The organism is Thermosporothrix hazakensis, assembly GCF_003253565.1.
GTDB classification, from domain to species: domain Bacteria; phylum Chloroflexota; class Ktedonobacteria; order Ktedonobacterales; family Ktedonobacteraceae; genus Thermosporothrix; species Thermosporothrix hazakensis.
Map to the genome: position 1 here is coordinate 17,878 of NZ_QKUF01000028.1, position 17,256 is coordinate 35,133.

At 54.8% G+C, this 17,256-nt stretch carries 16 protein-coding genes; 3 read left to right on the forward strand and 13 right to left on the reverse strand.

Features of this window, described 5'->3' with window-relative positions; translation table 11 throughout:
• Positions 1 to 4: 4 nt before the first annotated feature.
• The 9 genes from EI42_RS25385 to EI42_RS25425 all read right to left on the reverse strand — a co-directional run bounded on the left by EI42_RS25385 (position 5) and on the right by EI42_RS25425 (position 9,166).
• Positions 5 to 1,153: an alanine racemase gene (locus EI42_RS25385; protein WP_111325448.1), complete on the reverse strand. Its 1,149-nt coding sequence runs from the start codon at positions 1,151 to 1,153 to the stop codon at positions 5 to 7.
• Positions 1,143 to 2,255: an aminotransferase class V-fold PLP-dependent enzyme gene (locus EI42_RS25390; RefSeq protein ID WP_170142909.1), complete on the reverse strand. Its 1,113-nt coding sequence runs from the start codon at positions 2,253 to 2,255 to the stop codon at positions 1,143 to 1,145. Before EI42_RS25390 ends, EI42_RS25385 begins: the two co-directional genes overlap by 11 nt.
• Positions 2,256 to 2,263: 8 nt before the next feature.
• Positions 2,264 to 3,193, reverse strand: a complete 930-nt coding sequence (locus tag EI42_RS25395; protein WP_111325450.1) for a phosphotriesterase family protein — start codon at positions 3,191 to 3,193, stop codon at positions 2,264 to 2,266.
• 52 nt (positions 3,194 to 3,245) lie between these two features.
• Positions 3,246 to 4,562 carry a YhfT family protein gene (locus tag EI42_RS25400; protein ID WP_111325451.1) on the reverse strand — a complete coding sequence of 439 codons (1,317 nt, stop codon included), beginning with the start codon at positions 4,560 to 4,562 and terminating at the stop codon, positions 3,246 to 3,248.
• Positions 4,559 to 4,936: a DUF2620 family protein gene (locus EI42_RS25405; protein ID WP_111325452.1), complete on the reverse strand. Its 378-nt coding sequence runs from the start codon at positions 4,934 to 4,936 to the stop codon at positions 4,559 to 4,561. The genes EI42_RS25400 and EI42_RS25405 overlap by 4 nt, the downstream gene beginning before the upstream one ends.
• A gap of 113 nt (positions 4,937 to 5,049) precedes the next feature.
• The gene (locus tag EI42_RS25410; RefSeq protein ID WP_111325453.1) at positions 5,050 to 5,451 is read right to left on the reverse strand and encodes a PRD domain-containing protein; all 402 of its coding nucleotides are present in this window, start codon (positions 5,449 to 5,451) and stop codon (positions 5,050 to 5,052) included.
• A gap of 27 nt (positions 5,452 to 5,478) precedes the next feature.
• Positions 5,479 to 6,405: a GntR family transcriptional regulator YhfZ gene (gene yhfZ / locus EI42_RS25415; protein WP_111325454.1), complete on the reverse strand. Its 927-nt coding sequence runs from the start codon at positions 6,403 to 6,405 to the stop codon at positions 5,479 to 5,481.
• Between the two features lie 135 nt (positions 6,406 to 6,540).
• A complete protein-coding gene (locus EI42_RS25420) occupies positions 6,541 to 7,791 on the reverse strand; it encodes a DUF790 family protein (protein ID WP_111325455.1) in 1,251 nt (416 codons plus the stop codon).
• A gap of 4 nt (positions 7,792 to 7,795) precedes the next feature.
• Positions 7,796 to 9,166 (reverse strand): DEAD/DEAH box helicase, encoded by a 1,371-nt coding sequence (locus tag EI42_RS25425; RefSeq protein WP_170142910.1) that lies wholly within the window; start codon positions 9,164 to 9,166, stop codon positions 7,796 to 7,798.
• 56 nt (positions 9,167 to 9,222) lie between these two features.
• Here EI42_RS25425 and EI42_RS25430 point away from each other — a divergent pair, with 56 nt between their 5' ends.
• Both EI42_RS25430 and EI42_RS25435 read left to right on the forward strand, forming a co-directional pair.
• Positions 9,223 to 9,720: a hypothetical protein gene (locus EI42_RS25430; RefSeq protein ID WP_111325457.1), complete on the forward strand. Its 498-nt coding sequence runs from the start codon at positions 9,223 to 9,225 to the stop codon at positions 9,718 to 9,720.
• A 1-nt stretch (position 9,721) separates the two neighbouring features.
• The gene (locus EI42_RS25435; protein ID WP_211326343.1) at positions 9,722 to 10,564 is read left to right on the forward strand and encodes a DNA-methyltransferase; all 843 of its coding nucleotides are present in this window, start codon (positions 9,722 to 9,724) and stop codon (positions 10,562 to 10,564) included.
• 47 nt (positions 10,565 to 10,611) lie between these two features.
• Here EI42_RS25435 and gcvPB read toward each other — a convergent pair whose 3' ends face one another.
• The 4 genes from gcvPB to gcvT all read right to left on the reverse strand — a co-directional run bounded on the left by gcvPB (position 10,612) and on the right by gcvT (position 15,452).
• A complete protein-coding gene (gene gcvPB, locus EI42_RS25440) occupies positions 10,612 to 12,099 on the reverse strand; it encodes an aminomethyl-transferring glycine dehydrogenase subunit GcvPB (protein ID WP_111325458.1) in 1,488 nt (495 codons plus the stop codon).
• Positions 12,096 to 13,448: an aminomethyl-transferring glycine dehydrogenase subunit GcvPA gene (gene gcvPA / locus EI42_RS25445; protein ID WP_111325459.1), complete on the reverse strand. Its 1,353-nt coding sequence runs from the start codon at positions 13,446 to 13,448 to the stop codon at positions 12,096 to 12,098. Before gcvPA ends, gcvPB begins: the two co-directional genes overlap by 4 nt.
• 437 nt (positions 13,449 to 13,885) lie before the next feature.
• A complete protein-coding gene (gcvH, locus tag EI42_RS25450) occupies positions 13,886 to 14,272 on the reverse strand; it encodes a glycine cleavage system protein GcvH (RefSeq protein WP_111325499.1) in 387 nt (128 codons plus the stop codon).
• Positions 14,273 to 14,327: 55 nt separating this feature from the next.
• A complete protein-coding gene (gene gcvT, locus EI42_RS25455) occupies positions 14,328 to 15,452 on the reverse strand; it encodes a glycine cleavage system aminomethyltransferase GcvT (protein ID WP_111325460.1) in 1,125 nt (374 codons plus the stop codon).
• A gap of 276 nt (positions 15,453 to 15,728) precedes the next feature.
• Between gcvT and EI42_RS25460 the strand changes: the two genes are divergently transcribed.
• Positions 15,729 to 17,255 carry a 3-keto-alpha-glucoside-1,2-lyase-like domain-containing protein gene (locus EI42_RS25460; protein WP_111325461.1) on the forward strand — a complete coding sequence of 509 codons (1,527 nt, stop codon included), beginning with the start codon at positions 15,729 to 15,731 and terminating at the stop codon, positions 17,253 to 17,255.
• The last annotated feature ends 1 nt before the right edge of the window (position 17,256 follow it).

The window sequence follows — 17,256 nt, forward strand, 5'->3', positions numbered from 1 at the left end:
ATGCTCAGTGAAATGAGAGAAGCTTCCAGGTGCCGTGCTCATCCTGCTCGACAATAGCGCGATAGCTTCGCAACACAAAAAGCTGGAAGCGGAAGGACATCACCACGGTATCACCGCAGTGGACGCGCTGTCCCTCAGGAAGCTTTAGCGTGCATTGATAATCGATATATTGTGCGGGTGGGAATTCGATTGGCAGGGGCTCTCGCTCAACCAGCTCATCAACGCTGCTTCCAACGAGTGCGCCCCGGGCATGGGCACGAGGGTAGAGGCCGCCGCCGTAGACCTGCGCTTGATCGGGAGCAATCGAGGATATCTCGCTAACATAGACCGTCGCGGGAATCTCATCACAATGCCCCTGGCTCTGTTCCGGTGTGGTGCCGGTCAGTGCATGGCCGGGCTCTCCATGTGTGCCGCCATACTGCGCGACCAGTGACAGAACGCTGCGCGAGGTGTTGCCGGGCAAATTGATCTGCTTCAGCGTAAAGCCCTCGGCCTTCAGGCGCTCAATGGCGATCTGCACATGTTCCAGATTCGAGGTCGGTTTATAGCTCAGGCTCTGCTCATCCCAGGCGAAACAGGGATAGCTGGTGACACCGGCAACTTCCAGACCGGGCATATCGGCGATGCGCTTTGCCGCTTCCTGAACGTTTTTGGATGTGAAGCCGCCCTCCTGTCCCGGAAAGAGATCATCACCCGTGATGCGCAACAGAACCGGTTGCGTAATATTGAGTGCACTGGCGATGCGGCTGACCTCCGCTGCGGCTTCCAGATCAAGCACCGTCCAGACTTCCGGGCGGGCCTGCTGCATCACTTTGGGAATGGTGTGGAAAGGGATCGGGACAAGGTGTCCCACATGTTTGACTGGAACCTGTTGTGCCATCATGGCCTCTGCCCCCATCCAGTCAACGGCAACGGCAGAAGGGATGCTTTCGCGGATAGCCTCCATAATCTCTGCATCGTAGCTGAACTGCTTTGCCATAAAATAGAGCTTAAGACCCAGTTCATGGGCCCGGGAGGCGATCATGTGGGCGTTCTTGCGAACGGCTCCCTTATCGATAACGAAGGTATTGGGCGGAATCATGCCCTCGCGGTGCAATTGCGCTGCAAAGCGGATCAGCCCTGGATTGCGTTTGCGGACAGCGTCAAGAAACATGGTTTTCTACCTCTTTTTGCGCTTTTTCGAGAATTGCCAGGACCGTCTGGGCTCCGGCTCGCATCGGGTTAATGCGTATCCAGTGGCGGGCGTTTTCCTCTCCCAGTTCAGCGATCATTGTGCCTGAGACGCGATAAAACATAGGGACGAGCTCATAGCGTGACATTGCGCCGACCGGGAAGGGAGCAGCGCCAAAGCGGGCAGCCTGCTCAACAATGCGGGGTCCTATCGGCTGCTCGAAGCGAACCAGAATGACCGGAGATTGCACATTGGCGATGCAGGCTTCACTGATGCCTGCCGGTTTCTGCTGGCGAATATGCTCAACCACAGCGGTCGCTGCTTCCTGGGTGAGCGCGTTCTGAACAAAAACAGAGCTGAGGCCGAGCAACACTTCCTGTGCCTGATAGCCCTGAACACGGGTTCCTCCCGAATACATATCGGCCCGGATACGTGCGCCGATCGCGGAGGTGCAGCAGACAATGCCGATTCCCTCAGGACCAAGCAGCTTGAAGGCTGAAAAGGCGCTGGCATCGGCTCCCATCTCGACACCGATCTGTGGGGTATTGGCAACAGCATAGTTATCGTCGATCACGATCAGTACGTTCGGTTTATGGGTTCGCACAAGCCGAATCACCGTTGCGAGGTCATAGCTATCTTTGAGCTGCTGGCGTGTGTGCTGAATATAGACGGCCTGAACCTCTTCATATTCAAGTGCCTGTTGAAGCTGCTCCTGATTGTTGAAATCAACCCGCACGGCCTGATAGCCCGCGGCCCGAAAGGTAACGCCTGTGGTGGAGTACAGAGGCGCATCATGGATCAGGACCCGGCTTCCTGATGCAAGCATCGCGAACAGAACCGCACGAATCGCGCCTGTTCCGGCTCCGGTGACCAGAACCGCATCTTCTGTATGGAAGAGACGAGCCAGTACCCGCTCGACTTTTTGTGTGAACTGACTGCCGCGTCCATCAATGCCAACGCCCAGTTCACCCCGTGTCAGCCATTCGTTCCCCTGAAATTCTCGGGTGATGGCCTCTATCAGGCGCTCCTGGAGCTGGCGGGCAGTATTCAATGTTAAGGGTGCAAGACGTGAAACAGTTAACATATGCCCTATCATCCTTTCGTAATGCCGGCACCCGCAAGGAAGGCGCGAGGATTCTCAACGGTCATGGCATAAATTGCCTCTTCTGAGACCCCAGCAGCGCGCAGCATGGGCAAGAAGGTCTGAATGAGATAGGCATAGCCCTGTCCACCATTCTTGCGGAGGTACGGGTTACGTGAGATGTCACAGGAGAGCAGGATGCGATGGTGTAACCCTGCCTGAACAAATGCCTTGATATACTCAACGCGGCGCTCGTCTGGCGCGTAGCTGGTCTTACCCACTGTATCAAAGCCAAGATAGGCCCCCTGCTCGGCGATGTGGAGAAGAGTATCCAGCGACGGACAGAGATCCTGGTGTCCGATTAGAATGCGCGCTGGCTCAACGCCACCCTCAAGGAGCAGATCGAGCTCATCCTGACCCCCGGTTCCCAGGTGGGCGTGGGTTGTGACCAGTACAGGATACTTTCGCGCCACCTGTGCGGCTGCTCGAAAGACGGTGGCCTCCTCCGGGAAGGGAGGAGAGCCGGTTCCGCCAATTTCGCCAAGCAACATGGGGCGCACGCCTGTGCCATCCATGCCAGTAAGTAGCTCCTGTTCGAGCGTGTGAGCGATCTCATCTATGGTTGCGGTCGCCAGAAATGGCGGGTGGAATCCCTTATGATAATAGCCTGTTGCGGGAATGATCTGTACGCCGGTTGCCTCCTGAATCTCCCGAAGGCGAGCCACGTTGCGCCCCATTCCCAGGCAGGTTTGCTCAAGAATGGCTGCAACGCCCAGGCGCTTAAGCTCGCTGACCTCCTCGATGATAGCGTCGAATTGATCGAGCTTTCCGGCTTGATCGCGCTCGGTCGTCAAATCGATGCAGAGATGCTCATGTGCGTAAATGATTCCATCATTGAGCGGTTGCAGTCCCGCAGCCGTCTGTATCATAATTGTAGACATCGTTCTCCTCGTTGCACTGTGACTGGTTGGCAAAGGCGTGTGTGTGCTTTCTTTACTTGGCAGCTAGCGGTGTGAAGAGATGCGCATATGCCAGAATATTAAAGAGAATACCGGCGATAATCACACCAACTGGTCCCGCTGCCATGCGCACGATGGGGCGGCCAAAGGCTTCGTTGAGCGCGTAAATACCACCGACAACGGCAATGCCAATGCCTCCCGCCATCGCGTTTCCTGCGGCGATCGAGCCAAAGAGAATCGCGACTTCAAGCGTCAATGTGATCGCGTTACGGATTGTATCCGAGGCATCACGGACGGTGCTGAGCTTCGATAGTCCTTTTGCAAGGTAGCTCAGGACAAAGACCTCAAGGCCAAAGAGCAGCGCGCCGACAATGGCTGCCAGAATCGGGTTTGGCAGGAGATAGGCGATCGGATAGATCAAGGTCGAGCCGACGATCTGATAGGCGCCCGAAGCCACAGCGGTTGTGACTACCAGCGGGATAAAGCCAAGTGCACGATAGAAGTCGACCTGTGCGGCGTTTGCATAATCACCTTTTGCCAGCAGGTAGCTGGTCGCCTCACCGCCTCCAAACTTATGCGTATTAACCAGAACGGCCAGCAGAGCGCCCATAACCATAAACATGGGCAGGTATTTGCGCAGGCGCTTCGCGTTGGCTGCAAAGATAGAGTCCGTCTCGTCCTCCACATCTTCCGCGTCTTCTTCACCGGCCTCGGCTTTGGCTTCCTTGCGGTTTTTGAACTCCTGAAAAATAGCGATGATAACCAGGATGATCATGCCTGCTGCCATTGCGGCTGCACCAGGATTAATAGCCGGTACCCACTTCATGATGACAAGCATGACCGCAAAACTGATAATCGCTGCAATTGAGCCGCGCAGTTTCCCGAACTGCATTGCAATGGCAACCGAGGGGAAGAATGCAAACAGATAGAGAATCGGGGTCGACATCTGCTGCATTGCGTCCAGGAAGTTCACTGGCAGGCTGGTTGCGGCTGAAGTAACAGCTCCCAGACTGAAAACGACAATGGCCCCCCAGGCCGCGCCCAGGATCGGAGCAAGCCATTTCTTGGGCGAAATAATGCCCAGGATATCTGATGGCAAGAACAGAAGCCACGGGTTCAGCACGCTCGAAGAGAAGGCGATCGGCACGCCCAGACCGAAGATAAAGCCTGCTGACAGTCCGAACGCGATGGACGACATCTGCGGGCGTTTGAGCTCTCCCTGGTGGAAATCCAGCAGGAACGGGCGCACACCGTCGTTAAAGACTGCCAGTGCCATGTGAGAGAGCAGTGAGGCAAAGGCAGTGCAGAGAATCGTGAAAATGATAACGAGAGGGGGAAGATGGAGGGTCATGATGCCCCTCCCTTCTCCTTGTACGACTGAAGGCCATCAACCAGAACAGGGACAATGGCGTTGATCTGGTCAATGGAGAGGCCAAAAGCCCGTACACCAGAATCAAGCAATGAATGTACATCTTTTGTCGTCAGTTTGCTCTGGCGTCCGAATGTATGACATTTCTGTCTTCCCATAAATGCAAGCATTGCACCGAGAGATGCGCCCGCTCCTGTATGGCAGGTTCCGATATAATATGCGTCTTTGTTGCGTTTCATGGCCGGACCCGCCTCAAGGTCGCTGCTTGCGATAATCTTGAGATCCGGGCTGCGGCGCTGCTCTAGAAGCCGCTTGACGTCAACTTTGCCTACACCACCTACATAGATTGTTAACATAGCTTCTTCGCTCCTATCTTTTCTGTTCTAGAGGTTCCCGTATCAAGTGAAGACAAATGATCTTCGATGATCTGTTCAGGTTCTTTGACGTCCTTTCCCTTGACGGATAGGCGCTATGATGCGCCGATATTCTCAAGCATCGGGTCATTGTAGTGTAAGAAGAAGGCGCCCAGGTGAAGCAGAAGGAAGTCCACTTCCTCATCAGGCAGGCTCAGGTGAAGCTCCTGCTGAGCCTGAGCGCGAATATGCTCTGCCCACGGTTGCAGGATGGAGAGCTGTAGCGCCTCCTGGTGTACATCGGGATCCCAGGTGTCGCCTAATCCTTCACCTTTGCGTACGCGCTCTAATGCCATCATCAGGTGGCTGGCCAGTGTTCCGGCGCTTTCCTCTGTGCAGGGGTGTTTGCTGCGCTCCTCAAGCCAGAGAAGCATATTCCGAACAAATCCTGCAATGGCAGGCGCAACGATTTCTTCCTGCTCGAATAGCTGTAGGCGCTCCTGGATTGTTTGATCCATCGAACCTCCTGTTTTCTGGTGCTGTCCCTAGTAGAGCGGCAGCCGTTGACGCTGATACACTTCTTGCTGAATGGCGGTGATCTTTTCCGGTGAAAAAATACTCATCAGAACTTTGCGCACGGGAGCATCTTTGAGGGCAACAATAGCGGCTTGTGTGGCGCTATCGCGTTTTTTGCTGTCACCTTCGAGTGGAAAGATCTCTATTCCGGCGGGGAGAACTGAGGGAAGCCCATCCCGGTTCCAGATCAGTGCATCACAGAGTCCTTCTTGCAGAACATCCAGTACCTGAAGCCGATTGATGGCTACGGTCTTCCATTCGGGATGAATGCGCAGCTCCTCCTCTGTCAGCAGAAGTTCATCAAGCGAAACCGGTTCAACGCCAATTCGTCGAATCTGATCTCGGGGGACCGCGGAAACAAGAATGTGTTCCATCAGATAGGTGTGAACCGGCAACTGTGTGATAATGGAGACATCTGGATTCTGCTTGATAAAGTGCTCTGCGGCCAGCAGCGACATCACGGCGTAATGGTAATGACCTTTGCGCACCATCTCCCCCCGTGTCAAAGCACCGCGCTGATAGGTCATATTGAAAGGAAGCCCGGTCTCTTCCATCTGCGCGTGTAATGCGGTTGCAAGCCCTTCATATCGCAGCGTGTAGGGCAGCGGCATTGAGCCAACAATCCAATCATTGCCCGCGTAGCGCCAGAGCTGCTGATAGTCGATCTCTGTAATGCTGGTTCCCCGTGAACCTCTGGCCTCTATCCGGATCGCTCCGGTACGGGTCAGGCAGTTCAACGCTTCCTGAACAGTGCCGTTCCCGACCTTCAGTTCGCGTGCAAGATCCATTACTCTTGGAATGCGGTCTCCCTGGTTATAAGCAAGCAGAAGTCGAGCGATCGCGAGAGTTGTTTTTCCTGTCTGCGAAAGAAAGCCATCTGTTTCCAGAGCACTCATTTCTGTCTCCGTTTCAATATTCAGTATACTGTATAGTATAGGAAGAAAAACTAGAAAGTCAAGCTTTTTTCTGAGCTGCGAGGCGTTCTAACCTCTTTCCCTGCCTGTATATCGGGTGGAAAGAGAGATTGAAATTCATTGGTGGTGTCTCTGCTCCGACGTTTCATAGACGCGAGTGGCGAGCGCTTCAACGGTTGCCATTACCTCTTTCAGGACGGGCTTTTGTTTGAAGTAGAGCACTTCCCCGGGGACATCTTGCAGCGCCTCTCCACTGAGGTTCACGCCCTCATAGACGAGTAGCAGTAGATGTTGACAGCGGGCAGCACGCACCTTTTCGACCTTGCGCCGCAGATAGTCGGGATGCCAGAAACCCACCAGCTCAATCAGGACGCGATGCCCCTTGCGCTTATGGGTCAGGGCAAAGTCGGGAATCATGACGGTATCGCCCAGAAGCAGTACCTCATCTTCACGGCTGAGTTGCCATTGTCCGCGCTCACTGCCGAACTTCTCTTCAAACTCGTGTGCAAAATCGGCCTCCAGGCGGCTATCAAAGAGTCCGCTTCGCTTAAAGTGGGAATGGAGCGGCATTGTGTGATCCAGCCGGTAGGTGACGGGTGGTTGTTGGGGCAGGTGGATAGTGGCGACAAGACTCCACTGATCGCAGTGCAGGAGCGCGGGCAGAAAGGCGGCAAATTGTCGCCCGTAGCGGGTGGTTGCCGAGACAAACGGCGAGATTGGCCCATCCAGCTCCAACAGATAGCCGGACTGTAAGGGGTGTGCCACAAACATGAGCTTAAATAGCTTGAGATACTTCCACAGATCTTTATAGCCGCCGTGTACCTTGATCTGCACCTGGCTTGCCCAGTAGAGAACACCGCGAGCCAGTTCCAGGTTGTAGCGGCTCAACAGTTGTTCCGGGGTCCAATCCGGCCCGGGCGAGGTGAGCAAATACGCAGCGGGACGGTCCGCAAAGAGCGCTGTGTCAATCTGGGTGGCATCAATTCCCAGATCGTGCGCACTGGCCTGTAAGATTTCTTCGCGGGTCTTCTGGCCGAAAAGGGATGGTTTGGAGAAGACCGGACCGTACGAGAAGAGGCGCTCACGCAAGACCAGGGGTGGCTTCGGCGTCGGGCGTGGCTCGAAGCTTGCGGCGTCGGTCAGCACTTTTGCCAGACCGCGAATGGTCAGGTAGTCCGTGCGATCACTTTCATATTGTTCGAGTGCTGCGTTCCAGCTCTCTCGTGGCCGTCCGGTTTGCTGTTTGAACAGGGAAATCAGCTCGCCTGCTGTGGTCAGCCAGTGCGGATCTGTGGTGTCCACTACATCAATTGAAAGGTCTCTGGCTCGAAGTCGGAGTCGTGGCCGAACCAGATCAGCGGTCAGCATGGTTTTATCCCTCTCTCTTCTTCCAGTGGGCGCGTCGGCGTTGAGCGCGACCCTCTTCAAGCGTTTTTCGGGCGATGATCTCAAAGAGCTGTGCCTGTCGGTTCTCGACTTTGCGCAACACGCGTCCAAGCCGCTGAATGTATTCGCGTGCGCCCGAGGTGCCGCCAAGCACGACAGCAATTTTGGCTTCGGGCACGTCAACCCCTTCATTGAGCACTCGAGAGGTTGCGATCACCCGATACTGACCTTCACGGAAGCCATCCAGAATATGCTTGCGTTCGGCGGCGCCGGTTTCGTGGGTGATAGCCGGAATCAAAAAGCGGCGTGACAGCTCATATACTGTGGCGTTTTGTTCGGTAAAGATCAGTACACGCTCCTGGCTGTATTCATGCAGCAAGGCTTCGAGAGCCTGAAACTTTTCTGCACACTGCCCGATCAAGCGGAGCATATGCTGACGAGCAAGGAGTGCTCGTCGTGCGGCGAGATCCTGCGTTGAGCGCCGCATCAATTCCAGCAGCCAATCAGGACCATAGCGCTGCGGAAGGCGCTGAGAGTTGATATAGTCTGTGTAGAGCTTGTGATCTCGGTTATAGCGCTCGCGTTCCTCGGCTGTCAGGTTCACCCGAATACGTTCTGTACGATACTCGGCCAGTTGCAGCCCTACCAGTTCATCGATCTTTTTCGTGTAGACAATCGGGCCGAGCAGGTCTTCAAGGCTGCGCCGTCCGTTTGTCTGTTCTTGCGCGTCGGGATAGGTAGCGGTCAAACCCAGACGGAGTGGAGCCGGAGCCATCAGCGCGGTCTCGCTCCATGAGGGCGCTGGAAGATGGTGTACCTCATCGAAAATAATGCACTTAAAGTGATTGCCTGCCTCAGCGATCAGGTCTCCGGCTGAGTGATAGGTGGTGACAGTTAACGGCAAGATCTTCTTTTCGCCTCCATAATAGACACCGATCTCGGTCTGAAAGGCGTTTGTCAGGCGACTGTACCACTGGTGAAGCAGGTCAATCGTGGGAGCGACAACCACGGTCGCACATCTGGCACGGTGAATTGCGTGTTGTGCAATAAAGGTTTTCCCGGCGCCGGTTGGAAGCACAATACTGCCGCGTCGCCCGGCCTTTTCCCAGGCCGCCAGCGCCTCCGTTTGATAATCATGAGGTTCGCGCTGTTCATGCAGTGTCAGATGCAGCGTGTGCCAGCGGGGGACAGAGTCGCGGATTTTCTGCTCCCGGAACCAGGGAACCAGTGTACTATAGTGATAGGCCTCACAGCGCCAACGTCCCTTGATAAACCGGAAGGGAGCAGGTGGGCAGGCGTCGGAGCCGATTCCCTGTAAGACCAGTGTGCCACCATGAAAGAAGACCGATGTACTCATGTCCTTTATCATAACAAACTGCGGGTGAACAGCGCAAAAGGGAAGGAGGGTTTGAGATGCGCATAGTATGGAGCCTGCTGTTGCTTGTTCTGTTGCTGACTGGCTGTGGAGAGCCAGCGGTACACTGGAAAGAGATTCAAGTGTTTCATGGAAAAGGGAGCGCGGTGTTAAACAGGCTAGGGCTGCGTGTTTCCGGTATCTGGGCAGTTCGTTTGAGCTGTCGAGGTGAGGGGCATGTCACGGCAATGCTCTACCCGCTCGACGTTGGCGGCTCGTTCAAGTGCGGGCAGACCAGGAGCGCCTTTAAGGTTCAGGAGCGCGAAGGGACCCTGCATCAGCTTGAACTGGTGACTGATCCTGCTGAGCAATGGCAGGTACAGCTTTTTGTCTGTACAGGAACGCTGGCTTCCTGTCGCCAATACCCGCCCGAGACGCATGCTAAGGGAACACCTTATCAGTTTGTCCGAGCTAACGGTATAATTGACAACAATAGAGCCACATATTCATATGAAAGGGCAGAAATAAGCTGCAAAGAGATATGGAGGGTATTTTGACGTGTACTTTAAGGCAATAAAGGAGGCGCTGGGAGAGCCTTTTTTTGAGGATGAGGCTGTATTGCTCTATCAGATGGATTGTCTGGCGGCGCTGCAAAAGCTGGACGCGCCGTTTATAGACCTTACTGTTACCAGCCCTCCTTACAATATTGGCAAAGAATACGAACAGCCATTGCCTTTAGACGACTATTTATACTGGTGCCAGTGCTGGATGGAGGAGATTCATCGCCTGACTCGCACAAATGGCGCTTTCTGGTTAAACCTCGGGTATCTCTCAATCCCTCATCGGGCGCAGGCGGTGCCTATCCCCTATTTACTCTGGGATCGCTCGCCCTTTTATTTTGTGCAGGAAGTTGTCTGGAACTACGGAGCGGGCCTGCATACGCGCAAACGGTTCTCGCCGCGCAACGAAAAATTTCTCTGGTATGTCAAGTCGGAACAACACTATACCTTTAACCTGGATGCTGTACGAGATAAAGACGTAAAATATCCTTTTCAAAAGAAAAACGGAAAGCTGAAATGTAATCCACTTGGGAAGAATCCCTCGGATGTCTGGCAAATTCCGAAGGTCACATCCGGGCAGAAGCGCAGTTCAAAAGAGCGAACAGCCCATCCGGCGCAGTTTCCCCTTGCGCTGATAGACCGTATTATCAAGGCGTGTTCTCACCCCGGTGAGCTGGTACTTGATCCGTTCATGGGATCGGGGACAACCGCGGTCGCGGCGCTCCAAAACGGGCGGAAGGTGCTTGGCTTTGAACTCAACGAGAAGTATTGTTTGATCGCCCAGCAGCGTATTGAACGATATCTGGCCGAGGTACAACCGGAGCTACCCGCCGTCTCATAGAGAGAAGCCATCCAGCAAGCAACTGGATGGCTTCAACGGGTTCTGCCTTAGTGCGTGACTTCCTGACCGGGTGTCCAGCGCAGATTGGGCTTACGCGCTGCCAGTGCCTGATCAAGGCGCCCGACCACCGTAGTGTGGGGAGCCGTTTTCACAAGCTCTGGATTGGTGCGGGCCTCCTCTGCAATCTGCTTCATCACCGCGATAAAGGTATCCAGCGTCTCGCGTGTCTCTGTTTCGGTTGGCTCGATCATCAACGCCTCGGGCACGATCAGCGGGAAGTAGGTTGTAGGCGCGTACATCCCGAAATCGAGCAGGCGCTTCGCGATATCCATTGCCGTGACGCCTGATTCCTCCTTCTGCCGGCGTGCTGTTGCCACGAACTCGTGCTGACAGATATGAGGATAATAGATCTCGTAATCCTCTGAGAGTCCATGCTTGACGTAGTTGGCGTTCAGAATCGCACTCTCCGAGACATGACGCAGGCCATCGGGGCCATTGGAGCGGATGTAGGTGTATGCTCGAACCAGTACGCCGAAGTTGCCCAGATTGGCGCGTACCTTGCCGATTGACTGCGGCCCCACCTCCTGCCAGTAGTAGCGTCCCTGCTCGTCCTTCGCGGGCAGGGGACCGGGGAGGAAGGGAACCAGATGTTCTTTTACGCCAATAGGGCCAGCACCGGGGCCGCCACCACCATGAGGAGTACTGCACGTCTTATGCAGGTTAAAATGCACCACATCAAAGCCCATATCACCGGGGCGAGTGATACCCATAACCGCGTTTGCGTTTGCACCATCATAGTAGAGCTGGCCGCCTGCCTCATGCACGAGACGGGCAATTTCCAGAATATTCGCCTCAAACAGACCAAGCGTATTGGGATTGGTCAACATGATTGCCGCGATATCGTTCGCGTGTGCGTCCAGGATCTGGCGCAGGTGATCCATATCCACGCCGCCAGTTGCCTTGTCTGATTTCAGCTCAACCGACTTGTAGCCTGCGAGGGTTGCGCTGGCCGGGTTGGTGCCGTGAGCGTTGTCCGGGATCAGCACCAGATGACGGTGACCTTCGCCCCGGCTCTGATGATAGGCCTTGATCAGCATCAGGCCGGTCAACTCACCATGAGCGCCTGCGGAGGGTTGCAGGGTGACGCGAGTCATGCCAGCGATCTCCGCGAGATACTGTTCCAGCTCATAGACCAGTTGAATCGCGCCCTGCACCTGCTCAGCGGGCTGAAGCGGGTGGATATGCGCGAACCCGGGCAGCCCGGCCATATCCTCGTTCACCTTTGGGTTGTACTTCATAGTACAGGAACCAAGCGGATAGAAGCCGGTATCAACACCGAAGTTGCGCTGTGAGAGATGAGTGTAGTGGCGCACTACCTCGATTTCGCTGACCTCGGGAAGCGGCGCCTCTTCCTGACGGAGCAGGTGAGCGGGCACCAGATCTTCAATGGTTTCGGTCGGGACATCCATTGCAGGCATATTGCTGGCGCGGCGACCGGGGGCGCCCTTTTCAAAAATGAGTTTCTCTACGCTCATGCCTGCACCTCCTTCAGAACGGATACCAGATAGTCAATCTCTTCTTTGGTGCGCGTCTCCGTGACGCAGAAGAGCATGCAGTTTTCCATGTCTGGATAGTCTTTGTCCAGCGCATAGCCGCCGACGATTCCAGCCTGAGTAAAGGCCTCTTCAAGGCGGGCAAGCGGGACGGGGGATTTGATCACGAATTCGTCGAAGAAGGGAGCAGTGAAGGGAGCTTCAAAACCGGGCAGGGCGGTGATCTGGCGGAAGGCGTAGTGCGCTTTCTGCAAACAGAGCTGACCGAGTTCACGGAAGCCTTGCTTGCCAATCGCTGCCATATAGATTGTTGCGCCGACCGCAAGCAACGACTGATTGGTACAGATATTGGAGGTTGCGCGTTCGCGGCGAATGTGCTGTTCGCGGGTCTGAAGAGTCAGCACATAGCCCGTTTGCTTGTCGCCGCCCTCTTCTACCGTCTGGCCTACGAGGCGGCCCGGCAGCAGGCGCATGAATTTCTGTTTGGATGCCATGAAACCGAGGGCCGGAGCGCCAAAGCTCATGGGGTTCCCGAAGCTCATGAGTTCGCCAACCGCGATATCCGCGTTGTATTCGCCCGGAGGGGCAAGCACACTGAAAGAGGCGGGCTCAGTTGCGACCGAGATAAAGACGCCTTTCCCTTTGTGGGCGATTTTCTCGATTGCTTGCATATCTTCGATAGAGCCGAAGAAGTTCGGCTGCTGGACCACCACGGCGGTTGTTGTGGCTGTTACCGCTGCATCGAGCTCCTCAAGGGAGGTCACACCATTGCGGGTTGGAACCTCTTTCACCGTAAAGCCGCGGGCAAAGGCGTATGTTTGCAGGACGCGGCGGTACTGGGGATCGACGCCAGCAGAGATAACCACCTCTCCCTTACCGCCCGGACCAAGCGCGATAAAGACTGCTTCAACCATTGCGGTCGCGCCATCATAGAGGGAGGCGTTTGCTATGTCCAGACCGGTGATCTGACAGACCATCGTTTGAAACTCATAGATGGTTTGCAGCATCCCCTGGCTGACTTCAGGCTGATAGGGTGTATAGGAAGTGACAAATTCCGAGCGGCGTTGCAGGTGGGGGACTACGCTCGGGATCGCACGGTCATAAGTACCGGCCCCCAGGAAAGAGATAGCAGTGTCAAGGTTGCGATTTTTCGCGGCCATCCTCGTTACCACACGGCGCAGGTCGGGTTCCGAGAGGGCGGCTGGAAGGTCAAGAGGGCGATTGAGCCGGACATTGGCTGGAACAGGAGCCAGCAAGTCCTCTAACGACGAGAGGCCCATGCTCTCTAGCATCGCCTGCTGCTCTTCCGGTGTATTTGGTACATAACTCATGGATAAAACACTCCGGGAGATCGAGAAACACCCCTGGTGGGGGTGCTGCTCTGGCTTTTTGTATTTACCTTTGGGCATTCAGCGGCATTCACTGCGGGCAAACGTTACACAACATATGGTGTTTCTGAATGCAAGGTAGATATCTATCTTTGAATAAGCACAAAAAATATCAGGAAAAACGGTAAAATAATTTTTCCTGTAAAAAAGTATTTCAGGCACCCATTGATATTCAATTTGTGGGTGGGGAACAGAGCTGTGCTCTATCAGACCCCTTGATTATATCTCATAATTGTCTGGCATAGCCAAAAAGAGAATACATGAATTGCGTACCCCCCATTTGGGCTAGAAGAGGAGCATAGGGGAGTTTTTCCGCCTGCAACTGAGGGAGGGTCTTCCTCGCCTGGAAGTGTCAGGAGGCGAGGAAGACGGAGCAGGAATTAGCGGCCCTGAAGGTGCCGCAGATAGTCTTCTGCGCTCAGCAGTTGATCAACTTCGGAAGGATCGTTCAGCTTGATCTTCAGCATCCAGCCCTGTTCATAAGGGCTATCATTGATCAGTTCGGGATGCTCTTTCAACTCCGCGTTTGCCTCGATCACCTGACCACTGACCGGGGAAACGAGCTCAGAAGTCGCTTTCACCGACTCGATGTCACCGAACTTTGCGCCAGCGTCAAGCTGCTCGCCACCGTCCCAGGGGAGCTCGATATAGACGATATCGCCAAGCTGGTCTTGCGCGTAATCGGTCACGCCGATCACAGCAACATCACCCTCAAGGCGAATCCATTCATCAGTTTTTGTATATTTCAGGTTTTCAGGATGGTTCAGGCTTGCCATCGATGAATCTCCCTTCCTTACTCTCAAAAAAGTAGGTGTATTATTTCTATTGTGCGCGTTTATAAAAGGGGAGCGCAACAATCTGAGCCGCAACACGCTTGCCGCGTATATCGACCTGGATCTGTGTGCCTTCAACCGCGAATGGAGTCTCTACATAGCCTAGACCAATATTCTTCTGTACTGTTGGTCCGGGGGCGCCACTGGTCAGGATGCCGATCTGTTGATCACTGGCATACAGGGCGTAGCCTCCGCGCGGTATTCCTCGTTCGATCATCTCAACGCCGACCAGCTTGCGCTTGAGCCCTTCGGCTTTGACCTTTTCCAGGGCTGCGCGACCGATGAACTCGCCCGGCTTTTTCAGTTTCACCGTCCAGCCAAGCCCGGCCTCCAGCGGATTGGTCTGCTCGTCAAGCTCGTGTCCATACAGACAATAAGCCGCCTCCAGGCGGAGCGTATCGCGGGCGCCCAGACCGGCTGGAAGCAGACCATGAGGCTGACCGGCCTCCAGGAGCTTGCGCCAGAGTGCAACCACGTCAGCCGAGGAGCAGTACAGCTCAAAACCATCCTCTCCGGTATATCCGGTACGTGAAATAAGACATGTATAGCCGGCCACCTGTCCTGGCAGAAAGTGATAATACTTCAAGGCAGAGAGGTCGGTGGAGGTAAGAGGCTGAAGAATGGTTTGTGCGAGCGGACCCTGTAATGCAAGCAGCGAGGTGGTGTCAGACTGGTCGGTGATGGTTACGCTGGCGAACTTGGTCGCGTGTCCCTGAATCCAGGCAAGGTCCTTTTGAATGTTCGCCGCGTTGACGACCAGCATAAAATGCTCTTCGCTCAGTCGGTAGATCAGGAGGTCATCGAGTGTGTTTCCCTCGGGATTACAGAGCTGTGTATAGAGCGCCTGATGGACCGCGAGGCGAGCGACATTATTTGGCACCAGATATTGTAAAAAGGCTTCGGCGTCTTTTCCCTCAACCTTGAACTCTCCCATATGACTGACATCAAACAGACCGGCCTTTGTACGAACGGCCTGATGTTCCTGGAGAATCCCGCTATACTGGACGGGCATTTCCCAACCGCCAAATTCAACCAGGCGAGCTCCCAGGGAACGATGTTCTTCATAAAGAGGAGTACGTTTCAGTTGATTGACCGCATTGTCCTGCGTTGACATAGGTGTTTTTTCTCCCATTGCGCACTGCTGGTGTGAGCAGACGCTGTGCGCAGCTAGATATCGCTTGTCACTATAGCAGATTTTGTTTTCAAGAACAATATAACACAAGATCAGGAATCCATTACTGTGGCATGAGATTGAGCGTGAAGGGTGCCCCGTATGTCCACTTGCTTTCCAGTCGTTCCGCAGAATTTGGTATAATAATAGAACAACTATAAGCAATAGAGACGCTCTCTTTTTTTTCTATTATCTGTTTTAGAAGGAGTTCATGCAGGCATGGACGTGAACCCAGAGACTCAAAAACGGCAGAGCTCGGGGGATAATCCAGTTCAGGAGCAGAGCCCGCAGGCAGAGGCGCGGCAGTATCCCGAGCAGGCGTCTGAGTTGCCACAGGGAAGCCGCGAGCAGGAAACGCTCTCGACCGAGGAACCAACCAGCAAAGCAGTTCCCCCTTATGCGGCGCAGGCTACTCAGCAGGAAGTCCCCACGACGCCGAGCGAGGCTACCTTCAGACCCGTAAGCACACACAAGCCCGTCATTGAAGAAAAAGGATATACCGGGGCAACACCCGTAGAAGAGGTGACACAGAGAGTGGTTCCGGCGCAGCCTGCTGGTTCCGTGAATAATGAGCAGACACAGCGAATCTCGCCTGCATCACCGTCGGAAGAACAGTCTGTGGTGGCTGCCTCCGCGGAGCAGACACAGCGAATCTCGCCCGCATCACCGTCGGAAGAGCAGCAACAGGGATCTTCTGTGGACGAGGTGACGGTACGCAGGATGCCTCCCCGGGGAGGCGTGCAGCAAGCTCCGGTAGCTCCAACACCGCCTGTTTCCCCGGTTGCCACACCACAGAATGGCCCGGCAGCGTTTCCGCAGGTTGTCTCGGTGCAGCAGGATCACGTCTATAGCGAGCGCTTCGGCCCACCACCCGAAGAAATGATGGCGGTCAGCGGGTCGCAGCCGTGGGGCTACCCGGCGCAATCAGGTGGGCCACAGTATCCCGCTCCTTCTGGTGTGTTTCCACAGCAGGGCCCGGGGATGCCACCGCCATACCCGTATGGATATCAACAGCCGTATCGGCAGCAGCCGCGTCGCTCTCCTGGGAAAACGATCTTTCTGGCATGTTGCGCTGTGCTGGTCCTGGTGCTCTTCGGGAGTCTGATTTTTGCCTTTTTCTCCTACCAGGCCCAGGTAACAGAGACAAATAACAAAAATGCGACCGCAACCAGCGTTGTACAGACGGCTACCGCAGTGAAATCAACCTATCCATTCAGCACAAAGCTGGTCCTGAATCAGCCGCTCAACAAGAATGAGGCCGAGTGGGATGTGAACGGGGATTGCGCTTTCCAGCAGGATGGCTACCATGTGCACGTCAAATCGGATGCAGCCACGTTCTGTGGGGAAAGCAAGCAGTTCTCGAACTTTACCTATGAGATCACCGCAAAGCTGCTTGAGGGGAGTTGGGCAGGTATCTATTTCCGGGCCAACGTGAACGGAGGCAAGTTGTACGCTTTCCTGGTCTCATCTAAAGGCTATAATATTATCAAGGGGATGGGGGTCTACTCCGATATCATCCTGCTCGCAAGCGGGGATAGCGTACCCTCTTTCCAGCAAAATGGAGAGAATAAAATCAGCGTTGTGGCGGAGGGCGAAAGCCTGCAATTCTATGTGAATGGGACTTTAGTCAATAGAATGAGCGATTCATCTCATACGAATGGCAGAATCGGTGTGATGAGCATCACCAATATGAATGAAGCGACCGCTGAGGTGGTCTATTCAAACGCGAAAGTGTGGGAACTGTAGG

Coding starts and splice junctions, on each gene's coding strand:
- yhfZ (WP_111325454.1), bottom strand. CDS start 6,405: ATGAGTGCTCTGGAAACAGATGGCTTTCTTTCGCAGACAGGAAAAACA.
- gcvPB (WP_111325458.1), bottom strand. CDS start 12,099: ATGAGCGTAGAGAAACTCATTTTTGAAAAGGGCGCCCCCGGTCGCCGC.
- EI42_RS25430 (WP_111325457.1), top strand. CDS start 9,223: ATGCGCATAGTATGGAGCCTGCTGTTGCTTGTTCTGTTGCTGACTGGC.
- gcvPA (WP_111325459.1), bottom strand. CDS start 13,448: ATGAGTTATGTACCAAATACACCGGAAGAGCAGCAGGCGATGCTAGAG.
- EI42_RS25460 (WP_111325461.1), top strand. CDS start 15,729: ATGGACGTGAACCCAGAGACTCAAAAACGGCAGAGCTCGGGGGATAAT.
- gcvT (WP_111325460.1), bottom strand. CDS start 15,452: ATGTCAACGCAGGACAATGCGGTCAATCAACTGAAACGTACTCCTCTT.
- EI42_RS25425 (WP_170142910.1), bottom strand. CDS start 9,166: ATGAGTACATCGGTCTTCTTTCATGGTGGCACACTGGTCTTACAGGGA.
- EI42_RS25385 (WP_111325448.1), bottom strand. CDS start 1,153: ATGTTTCTTGACGCTGTCCGCAAACGCAATCCAGGGCTGATCCGCTTT.
- EI42_RS25400 (WP_111325451.1), bottom strand. CDS start 4,562: ATGACCCTCCATCTTCCCCCTCTCGTTATCATTTTCACGATTCTCTGC.
- EI42_RS25405 (WP_111325452.1), bottom strand. CDS start 4,936: ATGTTAACAATCTATGTAGGTGGTGTAGGCAAAGTTGACGTCAAGCGG.
- EI42_RS25420 (WP_111325455.1), bottom strand. CDS start 7,791: ATGCTGACCGCTGATCTGGTTCGGCCACGACTCCGACTTCGAGCCAGA.
- EI42_RS25390 (WP_170142909.1), bottom strand. CDS start 2,255: ATGTTAACTGTTTCACGTCTTGCACCCTTAACATTGAATACTGCCCGC.
- EI42_RS25410 (WP_111325453.1), bottom strand. CDS start 5,451: ATGGATCAAACAATCCAGGAGCGCCTACAGCTATTCGAGCAGGAAGAA.
- EI42_RS25395 (WP_111325450.1), bottom strand. CDS start 3,193: ATGTCTACAATTATGATACAGACGGCTGCGGGACTGCAACCGCTCAAT.